Below are 17,541 nucleotides of genomic sequence, written 5' to 3' on the forward strand. Positions count from 1 at the left end.
GTCATCCCGCGCGTGGAGGAAGCCGAGATGGGACGTAGGACGCCGGCGATCCGGCGCGGCACGAACCTGCCCCGCATGGGCGATTTCAACGAGTCCGTCATCCTGGACGTGATCCGCCGCGAACCGGAGGGGCTGAGCCGGGTGGAACTGGCGGCGGCCACCGGCCTGTCCGCGCAGACCGTCTCCAACATCTGCCGCCGCCTCCTCGACGACGGCCTCGCGCGGGAGACCGGCAAGAAAAGCTCCGGCAACGGCAAGCCGCGCACGCTTCTCCAGGTCAACGCCGAGGCGCGGTACGTGGTGGGCGCCCACCTGGATCCGGCGGTGATCACCTACGTGGTGCTCGATCTGCTGGGCCGGGTGGTGACGCACCGGCGCCAGCCCACCCCGCAGGTCGTCGACCCGGACAAGACGATGGCCGGCATCGGCGCCTCGGTCCACGCACTCCTCGCCGACTCGGGCGTGCCGCGGGAGCGGATCCTCGGCCTGGGCATCGCCGCACCGGGGCCCGTCGACATCGAGGCCGGCCTGGTGGTGGACCCGCCGGAGCTGGAGGGCTGGGGGCGCGTACCGCTGCGCGACTTCCTCGGCGGGGAGACCGGCCTGCCGGTGCTGCTGGACAAGGACGTCATCGCCGCCGCCATCGCCGAGCGCTGGGCGGGTGCCGCGGCGAACACCGGCGACTTCCTCTTCTTCTACCTCGGCACCGGCTCCGGCATGGGCCTGGTGGTGGACGACACGGTGCTGCGCGGGGTGTCCGGCAACGCCGGCGAGATCGGCGGCCTCGATGCGGCCTGCACCACCCGGTCGATGGTCGAGGAGGCGATCCGGCTCGGCGTCCTCGACGCCGGGTGGGCGCCGGCGAGCCCGCGGGACGCCCAGCGCGGCCTGGTGGAGCTGTGCCGGCTGGCCGACGCCGACGAGACCGCCGGGGGGATCATCGACCGGTGGGCGGTCCGGGTCGGCCGGGGGGTGTGCGCCGCGGCCACGTTGGTGGACAGCGAGGTCATCGTCTTCGGCGGCCCCATCTGGCCGTACCTCTCCGACCGTTTCCTGCGGATCATCTCCCCGATGGTGGCCGCGTCGCCGTTCGTCAGGCCCACCCATGCGACGGCGGTGACCGGCACCGCCGTGGGCGACGACGTCGGCGCGGTCGGCGCCGCCTGCCTGGTCCTGGACCACATGCTGTCGGTGCAGCCGGAGTCCCTGCTGCTGCGCTGAGCGTCCGCCCGCCGGGGCGTCGAGGACGCCCCGGCGGCGGGTACGTGGCTCAGGCGGTGCTGATGGCGAGGTTGTCGATGAACGCGCCGAAGCCGCCGGTCGCGCCGCTCCGGTCGTAGGCGATCAGGATGGTGTCGATGGTCTTGCCCGCGAGGGCCGGGCCGAAGTTGCTCTGGACGGTGGTCCAGGAGCCGACCGTGCCCTTCGCCGCACCGGGGTGCATGTCGATGCCGGTGGTGGTGGTCGCCGACGAGTCGCGCAGCGTGGTGCCGTCGGTCGTCACGAAGTCCACCGAGATACTGCGGCCGTTCTCGTTCTTCGGCAGGAAGTCGTAGGACAGCCGCGTCGCCGAGGTGACCGGGATGTCGACGTCGAACGCCCGGAAGTAGGCGTAGCTGTGCGCGGGGGCCGGGGTGCTGCCCTGGAGCCGCAGCGCCGACTGGCCGGACTTCCGGTCGGCGCCGGTGACGGTGCCCATCGTCGGGGCGCCGGAGCCGCTCGCCCCGGTGACGTTGCCGCTGCCGCCGGGGCCGACCGAGTCGGTCCAGGTGGGCTGGACGTCCTGCTGTAGTTCCGCGCCCGTGCGCAGGAGGTCGGGCCCGGTCGACAGCGGGATGGGGACCGTTCTCACGAGCGGCTTGTCCCCGGTGATCATCCGGCTGGCCTCGGCGGACAGGCGGAGGTAGAAGTCGGGGGAGACGTAGGTGCCGTCGGCGCTGAGGGTCAGGAAGTACTGGTTGGTGGGGGCCATGGACGAGTCGCTCGCGGCCGGCGCGATGGCGGTGGCCTCGTCGTACTCGTCGAACATGGCGATGAACGCCTGGGGGATCCCGGCCTCGCGGACCGCGACCGCCTGCCCCCACAGGTAGGCCCCGGAGTTGCGCGGGATCTGGTTGCGGGTGCCGCCGTTCCAGTTGGACCAGGCGAAGCCCGGGTAGATCACCGGCTGGTACGCCTGGCCCCGGCTGTCGAGGTCGGCGCGGTCGGCGCGCAGCCGCGGCAGGAGGTCGCCGACGTTGCCGACGAGCCACGGGGACAGCATGTCGAGGGCCTGGTAGACCGGCGCGAAGCCCGGCCGGGTGTCGCCGCCGCCGGTGCGCCAGCCGTGCGGGACAGCACCGATCACGTAGGCGCCCTGGTCCTGGAACCACCGGATGACGCGCAGCGCCGTCTCGGCGGTGCCGGGGCGGCTGGTGTAGCCGAAGCCGAAGATGCCGACCACCGGCCGGCCGTCCTCATGGGCGTAGGACGGCGAGGAGGTCAGGTCGAGGGTGCCGGTGACGGTGTTCGTCCAGTCGTTCTTCAGCGTCTGCTCGACGTTGGCGTCGGTGAGGCCGCTGATGTCGTACTCGACGTAGAGGCCGCGGTCGTGGGCTTCGGCCGCGTCCCGCACCCGGTCGGTGATGGTGTCGCGGTTCTGCTTGCTCACCGGGTCGAGCAGGTCCACGCCGAAGCGCTGGAGGGCGGCGCCGTCGATGCCGTAGCTCTGCATCCAGGAGAAGTGCTGGTCGACGACGGCGGTGGGATACGACGAGAACAGCGTGGCGGGCTGTCCGTTGCCCAGCGGGGCGTACCCGGTCTGGAACCGCGCGGACGCCGGGTACGCGCTCATGTCCGGGTACAGCTCGAAGCTCTGGTTGCCGGGGGAGGGGGCGGAGTTGTTCGCCCAGTGCCGCCAGGAGTTGCGCGGCGAGCCGTCGCCCGGGGCGTTGAACCAGCCCTGGTAGCCGGTGTACACCTGGCCGGTCACCGAGTGCCGTCCGGGAGCGGCATCGGCCTGGGAGGACAGCGGTACGGCGCCGACGAGGAGCAGCAGCGCCAGGCCGAGCACGGCCGGAAGACATCTGCGGAGCGGTCTGGATTCGTGCACGTTGTCTCACCCTCGATGGTGGAGGCCGCGGGGCAGGGCCGGGGCCCTGCCCCGCGGTGAGCGGAGGCGGGTCAGGTGGGCAGCGCCCAGAGCTGGTTGGCGCGGCCGTGGCAGCCCCACAGGTGGATGCGGGTGCCGTCGGCCGTGGAGGGGCCGGAGGCGTCCATGCAGAGGTTGGTGCCGACGGCGCTGCGCAGTGTGCCGTCGCTCTGCGCGGTCCAGCGCTGGTCGGCGCCGCCGTCGCAGCCGTAGAGCAGGACGGGGGACCCCGCGGTGGTGCCGGTGCCGGTCACGCACTTGCCGAAGGCCCGGACCGTACCGTCGCCGGGCACCGTGAACATCTGGTTGGGGTTGGTGGCGCCGCAGGACCACAACTGGATCCGGGTGCCGTCCGCGGTGTTCCCGCCCTGGACGTCCAGGCACTTGCCGCCGTAGCCGGTGATGTGCCCCTGCGTCCCCCCGCTCCCCGCGCCGCAGTTGCCGCCGGCGACGCCCGCGGCCCAGCGGAGTCCGCCGAGAAGGTGGTTGCGGTAGGCGGCGTCCGTGTACGACGCGGCGGTGTGGCCCAGGCCCGTGTAGAAGGACCGGCCGCCGTCGTAGTTCCGGCACCAGGAGATCGGGTGGTCGCCGTTCATGCTGCCGCCGCTGTAGGTGGACTCGTTCAGCGACAGCAGCACCCGGACACCGGACCGCGGGTTGACGCGGAAGTTGTACCACTCGTCCGAGCGCTGCCAGGTGGCCGGGAGGTGGGAGGTGGCCGGGTGCGCGCGGTCCTCGACGTTGACGGTCGCGGTCTGGATGGCGGGGTGCGAGGCGAAGTACGCGCCGGCCAGACCGCCGTACCAGGGCCAGTCGTACTCGGTGTCGGAGGCCGCGTGGACCCCGACGTATCCGCCGCCGCCCCGGATGTAGCCCTCGAACGCCGACTGCTGGGCGGCGTTCAGCACGTCGCCGGTGGTGTTGAGGAAGACGACGGCCTCGTACTGCGCGAGGTTGCCGGCGGTGAAGGCACCGGCGTCCTCGGTGGCGGTCACCGTGAAGTTGTTGCCGCTGCCCAGCTCGCGCAGCGCGGTGAGGCCCTCGTCGATCGAGTCGTGGCGGAAGCCCGCGGTCTTGGAGAAGGCCAGGACCTGGTACGCCGGGTCGTTCGGGTCGGCCGCGGCGTGCGGGGCCATGGTGGCGGTCAGCGTCGCGGCGCACAGTACGGCGCCGGCCGCGAGCCGGGCCCGTCGGAGTAATCGGGTCAGTGCGTTCTGTCGGACCTTCATGAGGGGAGACTCCAGATCTGGTTGGCGCGGCCGTGGCAGCCCCACAGGTGGATACGGGTGCCGTCGGCCGTGGAGGGGCCGGAGGCGTCCATGCAGAGGTTGGTGCCGACGGCGCTGCGGAGCGTGCCGTCGCTCTGCGCGGTCCAGCGCTGGTCGGCGCCGCCGTCGCAGCCGTAGAGCTGGACGAGCGCGCCGGCGGTGGTGCCGGTGCCGGTCACGCACTTGCCCAGGGCCCGGACGGTGCCGTCGCCGGGCAGGGTCAGGGCCTGGTTGGGGTTGGTGCTGCCGCAGGTCCAGAGCTGGATCTGGGTGCCGTCGGCGGTGTTCCCGCCGTCGACGTCCAGGCACTTGCCGCCGTAGCCGTTGACCAGCCCGCTGACCGAAGGGCTGGGGGTGGTGGTGTTGCGGGTGAACGTGAAGTCGTCGATGTCGAGCAGCCCGCCGGTGCCTCCGGTGATGACCAGGAACAGCGTGGTGGTCCCGGCCGGGACGTTCGACAGCCGCGCCGAGAAGTTCTGGTACGCGTCCCAGCCCCCGGTGTTCGGCACGGCGACGCTGCCGAGCAGGGTCCCCGTGGCCGAGCCGGCCCGGACCTGCACGGTGCCGCCGCCCCCGCCGGAGGCCGCCCGGATGCTGATGCGCGACGCGTTGGCGAGCTGGTACGGCTGGAAGGAGATCCAGTCGCCGTTGTCGGTGTGGCCCACGGCCCGGCCGCCGTGTGCGCCTGCGTAGTTGGTGACCTGGACGCCGCTCTGGCCGGTGAAGAACTCGGCCTGCCGGGTGGTGGTCTGCGTCGCGCTCTGGTCGTGCGCGGTCAGGCCGCCCTTGTCGGTGTACTCGGCGTCGAAGACGCCGAAGATGTTGGCGTTCGGGTCGTGCTCGCCGTCGGCGAGGGTCCGCAGGGTGCCGGAGCAGCCGGTGGCCGAGGTCTGCTCGTGGGCGTGGCTGTCGTGCCCGATGAGGAACGTCAGCTTCACCTTCGAGCAGTCGATCGTGCCGTCCTCCGGGTCGGTGACCGTCACCCGGTACGGCACGGCGTCACCGAAGTCGACGAGCTGACCGTCCACCGGTGTGTCCAGCCGCACGGTCGGCGCGGTGTTGCCGACGGTGATCGGCACCGAGGCCGTCGCCGTCAGCCCGGTGGAGTCCCGGACCGTCAGGGTCGCGGTGTACTGCCCGTTGGAGGCGTACGTGTAGGAGGGGTTGGCGCTGGTCGAGGTGGCTCCGTTGCCGAAGTTCCAGGAGTAGGTGAGGGCTCCGCCGTCGGGATCGCCGGTGCCGGCGGAGGAGAACTGCACGGTCAGCGGCGCCGCTCCCGAGGTGGGTGTGGCCTTGGCCTGGGCGATCGGCGCCTGGTTGCCGGTGACGTTCTCGATCCGGTACAGGGCGCTGTTCGCGTCGCCGCCTCCCCAGCCGGTGCCGTAGTCCAGGACGTACAGGGCTCCCTCGGGGCCGAAGGCCGCGTCCATCACCTGTGTCCCGTTCCAGGGGAAGGAGTTGATGGCGCCGCGGCTGCCGTCGGCGTTGACGTCGATGTTCTTGATCCAGCGGCGGCCGAACTCCATCGCGAAGAAGTCACCGTCGAACTCCTGGGGGAACTTCACCGCCGACTGGAGGTTCGCGTCGTAGTTGTAGACGGGTCCCGCCATCGGCGACTCGGAGCCGCTGCCGAACTCCGGGAGCGAGCCCCCGTCGTAGCGGATCCAGGCCGCTCGCGCGGCCGGGAGGTTGGTGAGGCCGGTGTTGCGCGGCGAGTTGTTGACGGGGCTCGCGCAGTTGAAGGCGGAGCCGGAGGCGCCGGTGGCGAAGTTGAAGTCGACGTACGCCTGGTTGTTGCCGGCGCAGTAGGGCCAGCCGTAGTTGCCGGCGCTGGGCACGCGCGCGAACTCGACCTGGCCGGCGGGGCCGCGCGTGCCGGAGGTGGTGCCGGCGTCGGGGCCGTAGTCGCCGACGTAGACGACGCCCGTCTTCTTGTCGACGCTCATCCGGAACGGGTTCCGGAAGCCCATGGCGTAGATCTCGGGCCGGGTGTTGGCCGTCCCGGGCGAGAACAGGTTGCCGGAGGGGATCGAGTACGTCCCGTTCGCGTTGACCTTGATCCGCAGGATCTTGCCCCGCAGGTCGTTGGTGTTCCCGGAGGAGCGCTGGGCGTCGAACGCGGGGTTGCGGTTGGTGCGCTCGTCGATCGGGGTGTAGCCGTCGGAGGCGAACGGGTTGGTGTCGTCGCCCGTGGACAGGTAGAGGTTGCCCGCGGCGTCGAAGTCGATGTCGCCGCCGACATGGCAGCACTGGCCGCGGTTGGCCGCCACGTCCAGTACGCGCACCTCGCTGCCGAGGTTGAGCGTGTTGTCGGTGTTGAGGGTGAACCGGGAGAGCCGGTTGACGCCGTTGAACGGGGCGAAGTCGGCCGCCGTGCCCTCGGTCGGGGCGGCGCCGCCCGGGGTGCTGAGCGGCGGCGCGTAGTAGAGGTAGATGAAGCGGTTCGACGCGAAGTTCGGGTCGACGCCGACGCCTTGCAGGCCCTCCTCGTCGTTCGAGTAGACGCTGAGGCGGCCCGCGACGGCGGTGTTGCCCTGGGCGTCGGTGATCCGCAGGGTGCCGTCCCGCGACGTGTGCAGCACGGAGCGGTTCGGCAGCACCGCCAGGGACATCGGCTCGCCCGTCTCGGCGACCCCCTTGGCGAGCGTGACCTGCTGGAAGGTGGCGGCTGCCGCGGCGGGCTCGGCCGCCGCGGGAATCGGTGCGGCCAGGGTGACCAGGCCCGCGGAGACGAGCAGGGACACCGTCAGGCCGGCGAGTAACTTTCTGCATCTTCGGTGCACTAGCGTCCTCCGTAGCATCAACGGGGTGATCGACTAGCACGTGCATAGGCGCGCCACCGTGCCGGGAGCGCCCGGCCGGGGGAGCGGGAGAGATGATCGCGGTGGGACCCGAAGTCGGTCCGCGCCATGGAAAGTAACGACTGTGTGAAGGGGTGGAAACCCTTTCGGCAGAACTTTATCGATTCGAGGGACAAAGTGCCGGCCGCGTTGGCGCCAACGCGGCCGGCCGCGCTCGATCGGTCAGGCGGTGACGAGGTCGAAGGATTCCCAGACGCCGATGGCGGCGCGGTTGGCGATCAGCGGCGACGCCCCGCCGTTGTCGGCGCAGACGTACTGGTTGTTCGCCTGCGCGCGCAGGCTGATGCTGCCGTTCGCGTTGTTCACGCGCTGGAAGGTCTCCCAGGGGCCGACCGCGGTGCGGTTGGCGATGAGGGCGGCGGCGCCGGCGCTGTCGGCGCACACGTAGTTGCTGTTGGCATGCGAGCGCAGCGCGACGTTCCCGCCGCCCAGGTCGATCAGGTCGAAGCGCTCCCAGATGCCGACACTCGGCCGGCTGGCGATCAGCGGTGACGTGCCCCCGCTGGCGGCGCAGACGTACTGGTTGTTGGCCCGGGCGCGCAGGGCGACGACGGCGGTGCCGCGGGGAGCGAGCCGGTACGTGGTGTTCGCGGCGGCGGTGAAGGTGAGGACGGTGGCCTCCGGCCGCTGGACGCTCACCGGCTGCCCGCCCGCCGTGACATCCACCGGGACGGGGGTGCGGACCCGGACGGTGCCGGCCGTCCGCGGGCGCACCGTGGCCGAGGTGAGGGACCGGTTGGCCCAGGAGACGCCGACGGTGTGGCCCCCGCGGGCCAGCAGCCCGGCGACGTTCCCCGAGGGGAGTTCGGACGGCAGGGCGGGCAGCAGGTGGACCTCGCCGGCGTGGGACTGGAGCAGCCACTCGACGATGCCCGCGGTCGCGCCGAAGTTGCCGTCGATCTGGAAGGGCGGATGCAGGCAGAACAGGTTCGGTGCGGTGCGGTCGGGGGTGAGCTGGTCGCGTAGCAGCTTGTAGGAGCGGCTGCCGTCCGCCAGCCTGGCCCAGAAGTTGATCTTCCAGGCGAGCGACCAGCCCGTCCCCGCGTCGCCGCGGCGCTCCAGGGTCACCCGGGCGGCCTGGGCCAGGGCGGGGGTGCCGCGGACGGTGATCTGGTTGCTCGGGTGCAGGCCGTACAGGTGGGAGACGTGCCGGTGGCCCTGGTCGGGCGCGGCAGCGTCCCAGTCCGCCTGCCACTCCTGGAGCTGTCCCTGCGCGCCGACCTTCGCGGGGGCCAGGCGGTCGCGCAGGGACAGCACCCGGGCGCGGAAGTCGGCGTCGGTGCCCAGCAGCACGGAGGCGTCGGCGACCGCCTGGAACAGATCGCGGACGATCTGCATGTCCATGGTCGGGCCGGCGCAGACCGAGAGGCCCGAGTGGTGGCCGTTCTCCGGGGAGTTGGAGGGGTTGGTGACCAGGTGCCCGGTGCCGGGGTCCGTGACGAGGGAGTCCGCGAAGAACTGCGCGGCGCCCTTGAGCGCGGGGTAGCGGGAGCGCAGGGCCGTCAGGTCCCCGGTGAAGCGGTAGTGCTCCCAGATGTGCAGGGCGAGCCAGGCGCCGCCGGTCTGCCACATCCCGTGGAAGGCGCCGTCGATCGGCGCGGTGGCCCGCCAGAGGTCGGTGTTGTGGTGGCACACCCAGCCGCCGGCCCCGTACTGCGTGCGGGCGGTCCGCGCACCGGAGGCGGACAGCTCGTCCACCATCCGCAGCACCGGGTCCATCAGTTCGAGCAGGTTGGCCGGCCCGGCGGGCCAGTAGTTCATCTCGGTGTTGATGTTGATGGTGTACTTCGAGCCCCACGGTGGTCCCAGCACGTCGTTCCAGATGCCCTGGAGGTTGGCGGGCTGGGTGCCGGGCCGCGAGGAGGAGATCAGCAGGTAGCGGCCGAACTGGAAGAAGAGGGTGACGAGCTGGGGGTCGTTGCCGCCGGCGAACGCGGCGACCCGCTGGTCGGTGGGCAGGTCCGCGGCCGAGGTGGTGCCCAGGTCGAGCGTGGCCCGGTTGAACAACTGCTGGTGGTCGGCGACATGGCGGGAGCGGAGCTGGTCGTACGGCCGGCCTGCCGCCGCGGACAGCGGGGTGAGGGCGCGCGCGTTCTGGTCGCCGGTCTGGTCGAGGTACGTGGTGAAGTTGGTGCCCACGGAGACCAGCAGGGTCACCGCATCGGCGTTGCCGACGGTCACCGTCCCACCCGAGCTGCTCACGGAGCCGCCGGTGGCGCGGACGGTCGCCAGCGCCCGGAAGCGTATCCGGCCGGCGACCCCGTTGGCGGCCCCCGCCGTCCCGTCGAGCCCGGCCGTCTGCTGGTCGGGGGAGTGCCGGGAGATGCCGCTCTGCGGGCTGTCGAAGGTGGCGGAGAAGGAGATCCGGCCGGCCGTGCTCGCGGTCAGCCGGACGACGATCACCTGGTCGACGGCGCTGGCGAAGGTCTCGCGGGTGTACGTGACACCGTCGCGGGTGAATCGGGTCAGGGCGACGGCGGTGCTCAGGTCCAGCTCGCGGTGGTAGCCGGTGGCGGTTCCGCCGGAGGGGAAGGCCAGGCGCAGGCTGCCGACCGTCTGGTAGGGCATCTGGCTCCGGGGGATGCCCATGAAGGTGTTGTCGATCAGCGACTGCGCGGAGGCCCACTCGTTGTTGAACACCCGCCGTCTGATCTCGGGCAGATTGGCCGGTCCCGCGGGGTTGGCCGGGTCGTAGGGGCCACCGCCCCAGACCGTGTCCTCGTTGAGCTGGAGCTGTTCGCTGCCGACGCCGCCGAAGACCATGGCGCCGAGCCTGCCGTTGCCGATCGGCAGGGCACGCAGCCACTCGGAGGCCGGGCTGGAGTACCAGAGCCGTAACGGGTTCTCCGCCAGCGGCCGGGCCTCCTCGGCCGGCGCCCCGCCGGGGGCGGCGGCGGACGCGACGCCGCCGGTGGCGCCCGCGGCCACGCCCGCCGCGGAGAGCGCCAGGAAGTTTCTTCGGTCGAAGTGGGATGGCATGAGCGACTCCTGTGTGAGTCCGGTGTCGCCCGCGTCCACGTCCCGACGAGCCTGGCCGCGCGGGCGACCGTGGTGAGAGATCGGGTCAATGTGTGGTGCGGGACCGCTGTCCCGTCATTGCCCAACAAGACACTTAGCAGACTTCTTCGCCTTCTGACAGGCACCTGTGCTGGATTGAGGGCACGCGGCCGGCCGGATCCGGACGTCGGTCGAGAGGATGCGCACACCGTTTCCGCGGGCCAGACATCCGATGAAGGTCGCCGAGTGGGGATCGGCGACGGTCGCGGTCCGCGCCCCGGCACACGGGCCGCGGGCTCGACCGCGGGCCGAACCGGTCGCCGGTCCCGGGGCGTTCAGCCGGAGATCCAAAGGGTGCCGGGGAGTCGTTCCGGCCGGCGCGCCCCGCGGCGGACGGCCGCCGGACGGCGGCGGGTCGCGGTCAGTCCGCCCGGGGGCGTCGGCGCAGGAGGAACGTCCCGGTGGCGGCCGTCAGCAGCATGACGCAGCCCGCGAAGACCAGACCTGCGCCGCGCAGATCCAGAGGCACGGTCAGGGCCCCGACTCCCACCACCGGCAGGGAGATTCCGGTGTACGCGACGACGAAGAAGGCCGAGATCGTCGCGCCGCGGTGCTCGTCCGGAGCCACCGCACTCACGTCGGTCAGTGCCGCGCGGAAAGCGAGCCCCTGGCCGAGGCCGACGACCACCGCGCCCGCGACCAGCACCGGCAGGGACTCCGCCAGCAGGGAGGACGCCACCAGCGCCATGCCCGCCGTGAGCACCAGGCAACCGGTCGCCAGCGCGCGCCGCTCACCCACCCGGCCCATCAGGAACTGGCCGACGGTGGAGGAGCAGAACACCGAGAAGACGACCGCGCCGGTGACCGCCAGATTCTCCTCCCCCAGGGTCTGGGCGAGGAAGCCCGGCGCCACCGCGGTGAACAGCCCCAGCACGGAGAAGCCGGCGAACGCGGCCAGCGCGGCCGGCACGAACGCTCCGCGCGTCTCCCGGGGTACGACCATGCCCTGCGGGCGCAGCGGCGGACGGGGAGTGCGAGGCGCCACGCTCTCCGGCAGGACGCGCAGAACGGCGAAGGCCGCGGCGAGCAGCGCGAGGTGGACCAGGAAGGGCAGCCGGAGCGGCCACGGCGCGTACTCCGCCAGGATCCCCGACAGCAGCGGACCGCAGCCCAGGCCGCCCATGTTGGCGGCCGTGGCGGCGAACGCCGCCTGTCCGCGCAGCTCCGGGGGTGCCAGTTCGAGCACGGCCGCCGTCGCGGCCCCGCTGAAGAGCCCGGCGGAGAATCCCGAGAGCAGCCGCCCCGCGAACAGCAGCGGCAGCCCCGTTTCCGCCAGGAAGCACACCGCGCTCGCGGCCGACAGCCCCACGGCGACCAGCAGCACCGGACGCCGGCCCAGCACGTCGGAGAAGTCACCGGCGACGAGCAGAGCGGCGATGACACCGAGCGCGTAGACCGCGAAGACGACGGTCACCATGAACTCGGAGAAGCCGATCTCTTCCTCGTAGAGCCCGTACAGCGGCGTCGGCAGCGTGGTTCCCGCCATGCCGACCGCGAACACGCCCGCGGCCGCGAGGTACCAGCCCCCGATACGACGTCCCCCCGCGCCCTGAATGATCATGGCAGTCAACCTAGCCGGACGACCGGCCCGTGACGTGCTTGCCCACCGGCGGGGTGTCGCCGGAGCACTGCCCCGCCGAGGGCGGCTGACGTCGGGGCAGTTCCGGGGGTCAGCCGCGGTCTTCGGTGCTGCTGCCGGTGATCGCCCGGAACAGCTCGCGAGCCCGCGCGCAGAACTGCTCGACCTCCGCGGGGCCCGGCTCGTCACCGGCGGTCAGCATCCGGGCCTGGAGCTGCTCCGAGCGCAGCCCACCGTAGCGGGCCCGCACCTCTGCGGTCACCGGCTGGACCGCGATGTGCAGGTGCTTGCGCGCCTCGCGGCCGTGGGACCACGTGCACACGTAGGTCTGCTCGGGCCGGCACAGCGTCTCCACGACGCGGGCGGTATCGCGCAGCAGGGGGCCGAGTTCCGCCGCCGCCGTGTCGTCCAGCTCGGCGACGGCCACGACGTGCTCGCGCGGACCGACGATCAAGGTGCCGAGGTTCATCGGACCGACGACGTGGTTCACCACCCACGCCGCCGTCTCGTGCAGGACACCCCCGGGCAACTCCCGGCGCCCGGACAGAAGGTCGCACCCAAAACACCCCGTCACATCCACGCGCGCCAGCCCGTACAGCGCCCGCAGCGATGATCGCGACGGCCGACCGGGTCGCCGGATCCCCGGCGCCCCCACCCCCGTCCCGTGAGGGCCGCGCGGCCGGCAGGCGGGCGTACGGATCCCCGTCCTCGGCCCTCGTCTTCTCGGCGGCGTCCGCCGCCTCGCGGTTGATCGCGTGGGTGCCGTCCTCGAAGACCAGGTAACTGCCCGACGGCAGCGCCTCCACCAACCGGTTGCGGATCGCGCACGCCTCCTCGTCGTCCCGGATGCCGCCCAGGATGCCGAGCATCATCAGCCCGACGGGGCGCGTGAGGTCCAGCGTGCGGGAGGCGGCGGCGAGGATCGCCTCCGGGTCGCGGGCGTCGCGGTCGACGTACGCGCACGCGACTCGGGCGTGGAGGTGAGCAGGGCGCGGGCGTGCGCGAGGACGAGGGGGTCGTTGTCGACGTAGACGATCCGGCAGTCCGGGGCGATGCTCTGGGCGACTTCGTGGGTGTTGTTCGCGGTGGGCAGGCCGGTGCCGATGCCGAGGAACTGACGTAATCCCTTCTCCCGCACCAGCAGCCGCACCGCCCGGCCGTGAAAGAACCGGGAGTGCCGCGCCGCGTCGGCGATCGCCGGATGGACCTCGCGGACCTGGTCGCCGACGATGGGGTCGGCCTCGTAGTCGTCCTTGCCGCCCAGCCGGTAGTTCCCTGTCCGGGCCGAATGTGCCGCGGTCGGGTCGATCTTCATCACAGCATCACTGCGGTCTTCCACAAGGGCCACCCCGGTGTACGGAAACGGTCGGCGACAACGTGGCCGCGGCGGACTCAGGAACGCCGGCCCCAGTGCCCGCGGTGAATGACGTCGTCCGCGCTGCGTCGCCGCTCTTCGATACGCGCGCCCTGCGGGGGCAGGTCGTCGGCGCGATACCCCACGGTGATGCCGCCGATGGGGTGGTACTCGTCGGGAATGCCGAACTCGGCACGGAAGGACTTCAGGTGCTCGGGCATGATGCCGAAGAAGCACGCGCCAAGGCCCTCGTCGACGGCGGTCAGCAGCATGAGCAGGGCGGCCATCCCCGTGTCGATGTGCCAGTACGGTGCAGGCCAACGGGCTTCCGCGCGGTCCTCCCACCCCTTGTCCGGCTCGGCGTAGCGTTCGAGATACGCCGACTTGTGAGCCATCGGCACCACGACCAGCGGGGCGTCCTGCATGGTCGGCGTCTTCTCGACACGGGTGGGTACGAACGGCCAGAAGCGACCGCGGTCGGCGGAGTCGGTCAGGGCGAGGAATGCCCAGCCCTGTGAGAAGCCGGCCGAGGGGGCTCTCAGGGCGGAGGCGAGGATCCGCTCGACCACCTCCGGGGCCAGGGGCCTGTCCGTGTAGTGCCGGATCATGCGCCGACGGCGTACCACCTCGGAGAACTCCATACGGGCAGATCCTGCCACGAGCGCCCGCGGAAAGCCCACAGGGGAGATCCGGTTCGAGACACCGTCCGCGACCGGGCCGTGAATACGCCCCCTCCGGGCTCAGCGGGCGTCCGGGGAGTTCGCCGGCATGTCCTTGAGCGTCACGGTCAGGGGTGTGGGTTTCAGACCGAAAGTCTGCTCGGTGCGGGAGGAGTCGAGCAGGAAGGGCTGCCGGAACTGGTACTGAATCTCGGGCAGTTCCCGGACCTGGGCATTGAACAGCCCTCCCAGGGTGAGCATCCAGCCGGGCATGCGCCCCAGCTTCGGTTCGGACGCACCGGCCGTCTCGGCGAGGAGGGCGGCCAGGTCGCGTACGGACACGGCTTGGTCGGTGGGGGCGTGCCAGGGCTTGCCCCATGAACGGTCGTCCTGGGCGACCGTGCAGAGCGCGCGGGCGGCGTCCGCGGTGGACGTCCAACTGTGCGGAGCGTCCAGGTCTCCCGGGAACAGGGCGCGCTTGCCCGCCAGGACCTTCGGCACCACGACGAGGGTGAAGACCGACGTCGCGCCCGCGCCGACGAAGTCGGAGGCACGCACCGAGGTGACCTTGACGCGGCCGGCTTCGTGGGCGGCGACGGCGGCCTGCCAGTGCTCCGCCCGGATACGGCCCTTGACGCTGTTGGGCGCGAGGGCCAGATCCTCGGTCATCGGCCCGTCGACCTGCCCGTAGGCGTACAGGTTGTCCAGCAGCACGTAGCCCGCGCCGGTGCGCTGCGCCGCGGTGAGAACGGCGCCGGCCAGCGGCGGGTACAGCTCGGCCCAGGTGTGGTACGGCGGGGCGGCGCAGTTGATCAGCGTTTCCGCACCTCGGGACAGGTCGGTGAGGCGGTCCGCGTCGGAGGCGTCGGCGGCGATCCGCTCGACCCCGGGGCGGTCGGGACCGGCTCCCCTGCGGGTCACCAGACGTACGCGGTGGCCCGCGTCGGTGAGCATCCGGGCGGTGGTGATTCCGGTGCCGCCGGCACCCACCACGACGAACAGGGACATCCATCCTCCAGTGCTTGTCCACGTCCCGGACCCACCGGGGCTCGTGGCGTACGCGGCTTCTTCCCATCGGCGAAGATCCGTCGCCGCCGTACTCCTGACACGGTTCGGCCCGGTCGTGTGACGGCGCGCGGTGGCGCGCCGGTCCGGCGGGGCCCGCCTACCGTACGCAACCCGGGGTCTCCCCGTGACGCACGGCCCGGTTCAGAGCGTCCTCGTCCGCCGGTCACACTCCTCCGCCGGGCCGTGTCAGGGGGGCACTCGCGCAAGCGGAGCGGCGCGGCTCTCCGGCCGGCGCACGGAAGTCCGCGCCACGCGTGGGGGTCGGTTGCCGACCCAGGTGCCGAGACCCGGGCGTTCCAGGACGCGGGCCGCCCGCCGCGAGACCGCCGACGACGTGACGACCGTCGTCGGCCACCCACCCACGACGTACGGATGAGAAGAGAGAGCGATGACATCACCCATTCTGGTCACGGGCGGCACCGGAACGCTGGGAGGCTTCCTCGTCCCGCGCCTGCGGGACGCCGGCTGCGACGTTCGCGTGCTCAGCCGGAGCAGCCGGGGGCGCGGGAAGGAGCACGGGCGGGGCGTCGAGTTCGTCCGAGGCGACCTGATCACAGGCGAGGGAATCGACGCCGCGGTGGACGGTGTGTCGGTCATCCTGCACTGCGCAAGCGGCAGGAAGGGCGACGAAGAAGCAACCGGCAACCTCGTGGAAGTGGCCTCGCGTCTGACGACGCGACCGCATGTGGTGTACCCGTCGATCGTGGGCGTCGACGCCCTGTCGCTCGGGTACTTCCGCTCCAAACTCCACTCCGAGCAGGCCGTGACCGACTCCGAACTGCCCTGGACGATCGTGCGTTTCACCCAGTTCTACGACTACATCTTCTCCGGCGCCCGGTCCATGGCGAAGCTGCCGGTGGTACCGGTCCCCGCCGGCTTCCGGGTGCAGCCGATCGACCCCGACGAGGTGGCGGCCAGGCTCGTCGAGCTGGCCCTCGGCCATCCGGCCGGCCGGGTCGCGGACCTGGGCGGCCCACAGGAGTCCACCTGGGCCGACATGGTCCGCGTCTACCTGCGGGCCAGCCGCCGGCGCAGGCCGGTGATGCCGGTACGGCTACCGGGGCTCGCCAAGGTCAGGGCCGGCCGCCTGCTGCCCACCGGGCCCGTCAACGGTCGTAAGACCTGGGAGGAGTTCCTGGCCGAGAAGGTGCGCTGAGCGCCGGCCGCGCCGGCCTCCCGCAAGGCGGTACCAGGTTGCGGGAGGACGGCGCACGGCCGGGGCCCGGCCGTGCCACCGGCGTCGACCTGTGCACCTCATGGGACGAGACCCGCCGCCGAACGGAGTCCGCGGCCCGGGGCCGGTACCTCGCTCCTGATGTCCGCGAACGGACATGGCCGGCGCCCCCCGGCCCGGCGGAGCCGCGCCGTGGGGGCCCGGCCTCAGCCGCCCGGCAGTGTCAGCTCCAGCCCGCGGAGCGACTCCGGCTCGCCGATCAGGTCGATGCCGACGATGACACCGTCCGCGATCGTGAAGCCGATGACGATCTTCGGCTGCCCGTGCTGCATCCACACCAGCCCGGGCGCCCCCTCCACCAGCGCCGGCAGCGCCGCCTTGGCGCGCCCCGCGAAGGTCCCGGCGACGGCCGCCGCGCCGCGGACCTCGCCGGCCGCGCCCGTCGCCACCGCGGCGGCGTCCGCGCGGAGCACCACGTCGGGGTCGAGCAGGGTGAGCAGCGCGCCGAAGTCCCCACCCCGCGAGGCCGCGAGGAACGCGCTGACGACCTCGCGCCGGCGCGCCAGGCCGCCCGTGGCCGTGGCCGCGGGAGCACTCGCCGACGTACCGGCGCCCGTGGCAGCGGGGCGAACGCCGGGCGCGGTGTCCGCACGGGCAGGCCCGGCCACGCCCGCCGCCGACCCGTCCGCGGCCCCGGCCCCTCGCACCCGCCGCCGGGCACGGCTGGCGAGCTGCCGGGTCGCGGCCGGTGAGCGTTCCACGATCGGCGCGATCTCGGGGAACGGGACGTCGAAGACGTCGTGCAGCACGAACGCCAGCCGTTCGGCGGGCGCCAGGGTGTCCAGCACCACGAGCAGCGCGAGCCCTACCGAGTCCCCCTGGACGACCTCGTCCTCGGGGCCGGGCCCTTCCGCATGACCCGCCCCGCGCTTCGTGCCGCCCGGCGGCTGCTCGCCCCGAGTCGCCCGTGAGCGGAGCATGTTCAGCGCGACCCGTCCGACGATCGTGGTCAGCCAGCCGGCGAGGTTCTCCACCCCGTCCGTGTCAGCGCGGCTCGCCCGGAGCCATGCCTCCTGTACGGCGTCGTCGGCTTCGGTGGCCGAGCCGAGCACCCGGTAGGCGACCGCACGCAGGTGCCGGCGATGCTCCTCGAATCGCCGGGCCAACAACTCTTGCTCGTCCATCGGGCGTCCTTCCGCTGTCGTACCACGTCACCACGCTGACGCACGAGAGACGGGTGTTGTGACAGCTCCGCCGGGGCGGTGACAGGACTGCCGGATCGCCGCGGCTTCGAAGCCCACCGGTGACCTGCTGGGGGTCGATCCGCGTGGGGGCGGTGTCGAAGACGTGGTCGTCGGCTGCCCGACGCCGGGTCTTCGTCAGGACCTCGC

At 72.4% G+C, this 17,541-nt stretch carries 11 protein-coding genes and 1 pseudogene; 2 read left to right on the top strand and 10 right to left on the bottom strand.

The genetic code is table 11. The features are described 5' to 3' along the window. Nucleotides 1-27 precede the first annotated feature (27 nt). Nucleotides 28-1,221 carry an ROK family transcriptional regulator gene (locus QBL21_RS16070; protein ID WP_407562873.1) on the top strand — a complete coding sequence of 398 codons (1,194 nt, stop codon included), beginning with the start codon at nt 28-30 and terminating at the stop codon, nt 1,219-1,221. A gap of 49 nt (nt 1,222-1,270) precedes the next feature. On the opposite strand, the gene QBL21_RS16075 is transcribed toward QBL21_RS16070, so the two are convergent. The 9 genes and pseudogenes from QBL21_RS16075 to QBL21_RS16115 all read right to left on the bottom strand — a co-directional run bounded on the left by QBL21_RS16075 (nt 1,271) and on the right by QBL21_RS16115 (nt 14,916). Beyond that, complete coding sequence (locus QBL21_RS16075) at nt 1,271-3,091, bottom strand: glycoside hydrolase family 71/99-like protein (RefSeq protein ID WP_407562874.1); 1,821 nt, start codon at nt 3,089-3,091, stop codon at nt 1,271-1,273. A gap of 71 nt (nt 3,092-3,162) precedes the next feature. Continuing rightward, the gene (locus QBL21_RS16080) at nt 3,163-4,359 is read right to left on the bottom strand and encodes a ThuA domain-containing protein (RefSeq protein ID WP_407562875.1); all 1,197 of its coding nucleotides are present in this window, start codon (nt 4,357-4,359) and stop codon (nt 3,163-3,165) included. Beyond that, nucleotides 4,356-7,199, bottom strand: a complete 2,844-nt coding sequence (locus QBL21_RS16085) for a PQQ-dependent sugar dehydrogenase (protein WP_407562876.1) — start codon at nt 7,197-7,199, stop codon at nt 4,356-4,358. The genes QBL21_RS16080 and QBL21_RS16085 overlap by 4 nt, the downstream gene beginning before the upstream one ends. Before the next feature lie 222 nt (nt 7,200-7,421). Beyond that, nucleotides 7,422-10,238 carry a glycosyl hydrolase family 95 catalytic domain-containing protein gene (locus QBL21_RS16090; RefSeq protein ID WP_407562877.1) on the bottom strand — a complete coding sequence of 939 codons (2,817 nt, stop codon included), beginning with the start codon at nt 10,236-10,238 and terminating at the stop codon, nt 7,422-7,424. A gap of 439 nt (nt 10,239-10,677) precedes the next feature. Then, a complete protein-coding gene (locus tag QBL21_RS16095; RefSeq protein ID WP_407562878.1) occupies nt 10,678-11,877 on the bottom strand; it encodes an MFS transporter in 1,200 nt (399 codons plus the stop codon). A gap of 109 nt (nt 11,878-11,986) precedes the next feature. Further along, nucleotides 11,987-12,424, bottom strand: coding sequence for a hypothetical protein (locus QBL21_RS16100; protein WP_407562879.1), 438 nt, complete (start codon nt 12,422-12,424; stop codon nt 11,987-11,989). Nucleotides 12,425-12,650: 226 nt separating this feature from the next. Continuing rightward, nucleotides 12,651-13,210, bottom strand: a pseudogene (locus QBL21_RS16105) (SAM-dependent methyltransferase); the annotation flags it as partial. A gap of 77 nt (nt 13,211-13,287) precedes the next feature. Next, nucleotides 13,288-13,890 (bottom strand): nitroreductase family protein, encoded by a 603-nt coding sequence (locus tag QBL21_RS16110; protein WP_407562880.1) that lies wholly within the window; start codon nt 13,888-13,890, stop codon nt 13,288-13,290. A gap of 99 nt (nt 13,891-13,989) precedes the next feature. Beyond that, nucleotides 13,990-14,916, bottom strand: a complete 927-nt coding sequence (locus tag QBL21_RS16115; protein WP_407562881.1) for an NAD-dependent epimerase/dehydratase family protein — start codon at nt 14,914-14,916, stop codon at nt 13,990-13,992. Nucleotides 14,917-15,364: 448 nt separating this feature from the next. Between QBL21_RS16115 and QBL21_RS16120 the strand changes: the two genes are divergently transcribed. Then, complete coding sequence (locus QBL21_RS16120; protein ID WP_407562882.1) at nt 15,365-16,132, top strand: SDR family oxidoreductase; 768 nt, start codon at nt 15,365-15,367, stop codon at nt 16,130-16,132. 224 nt (nt 16,133-16,356) lie between these two features. Here QBL21_RS16120 and QBL21_RS16125 read toward each other — a convergent pair whose 3' ends face one another. Next, the gene (locus QBL21_RS16125) at nt 16,357-17,334 is read right to left on the bottom strand and encodes a sigma-70 family RNA polymerase sigma factor (protein ID WP_407562883.1); all 978 of its coding nucleotides are present in this window, start codon (nt 17,332-17,334) and stop codon (nt 16,357-16,359) included. Between the last annotated feature and the right edge of the window lie 207 nt (nt 17,335-17,541).

It is taken from the genome of Streptomyces sp. 184 (assembly GCF_045781775.1).
Lineage (GTDB): Bacteria > Actinomycetota > Actinomycetes > Streptomycetales > Streptomycetaceae > Streptomyces.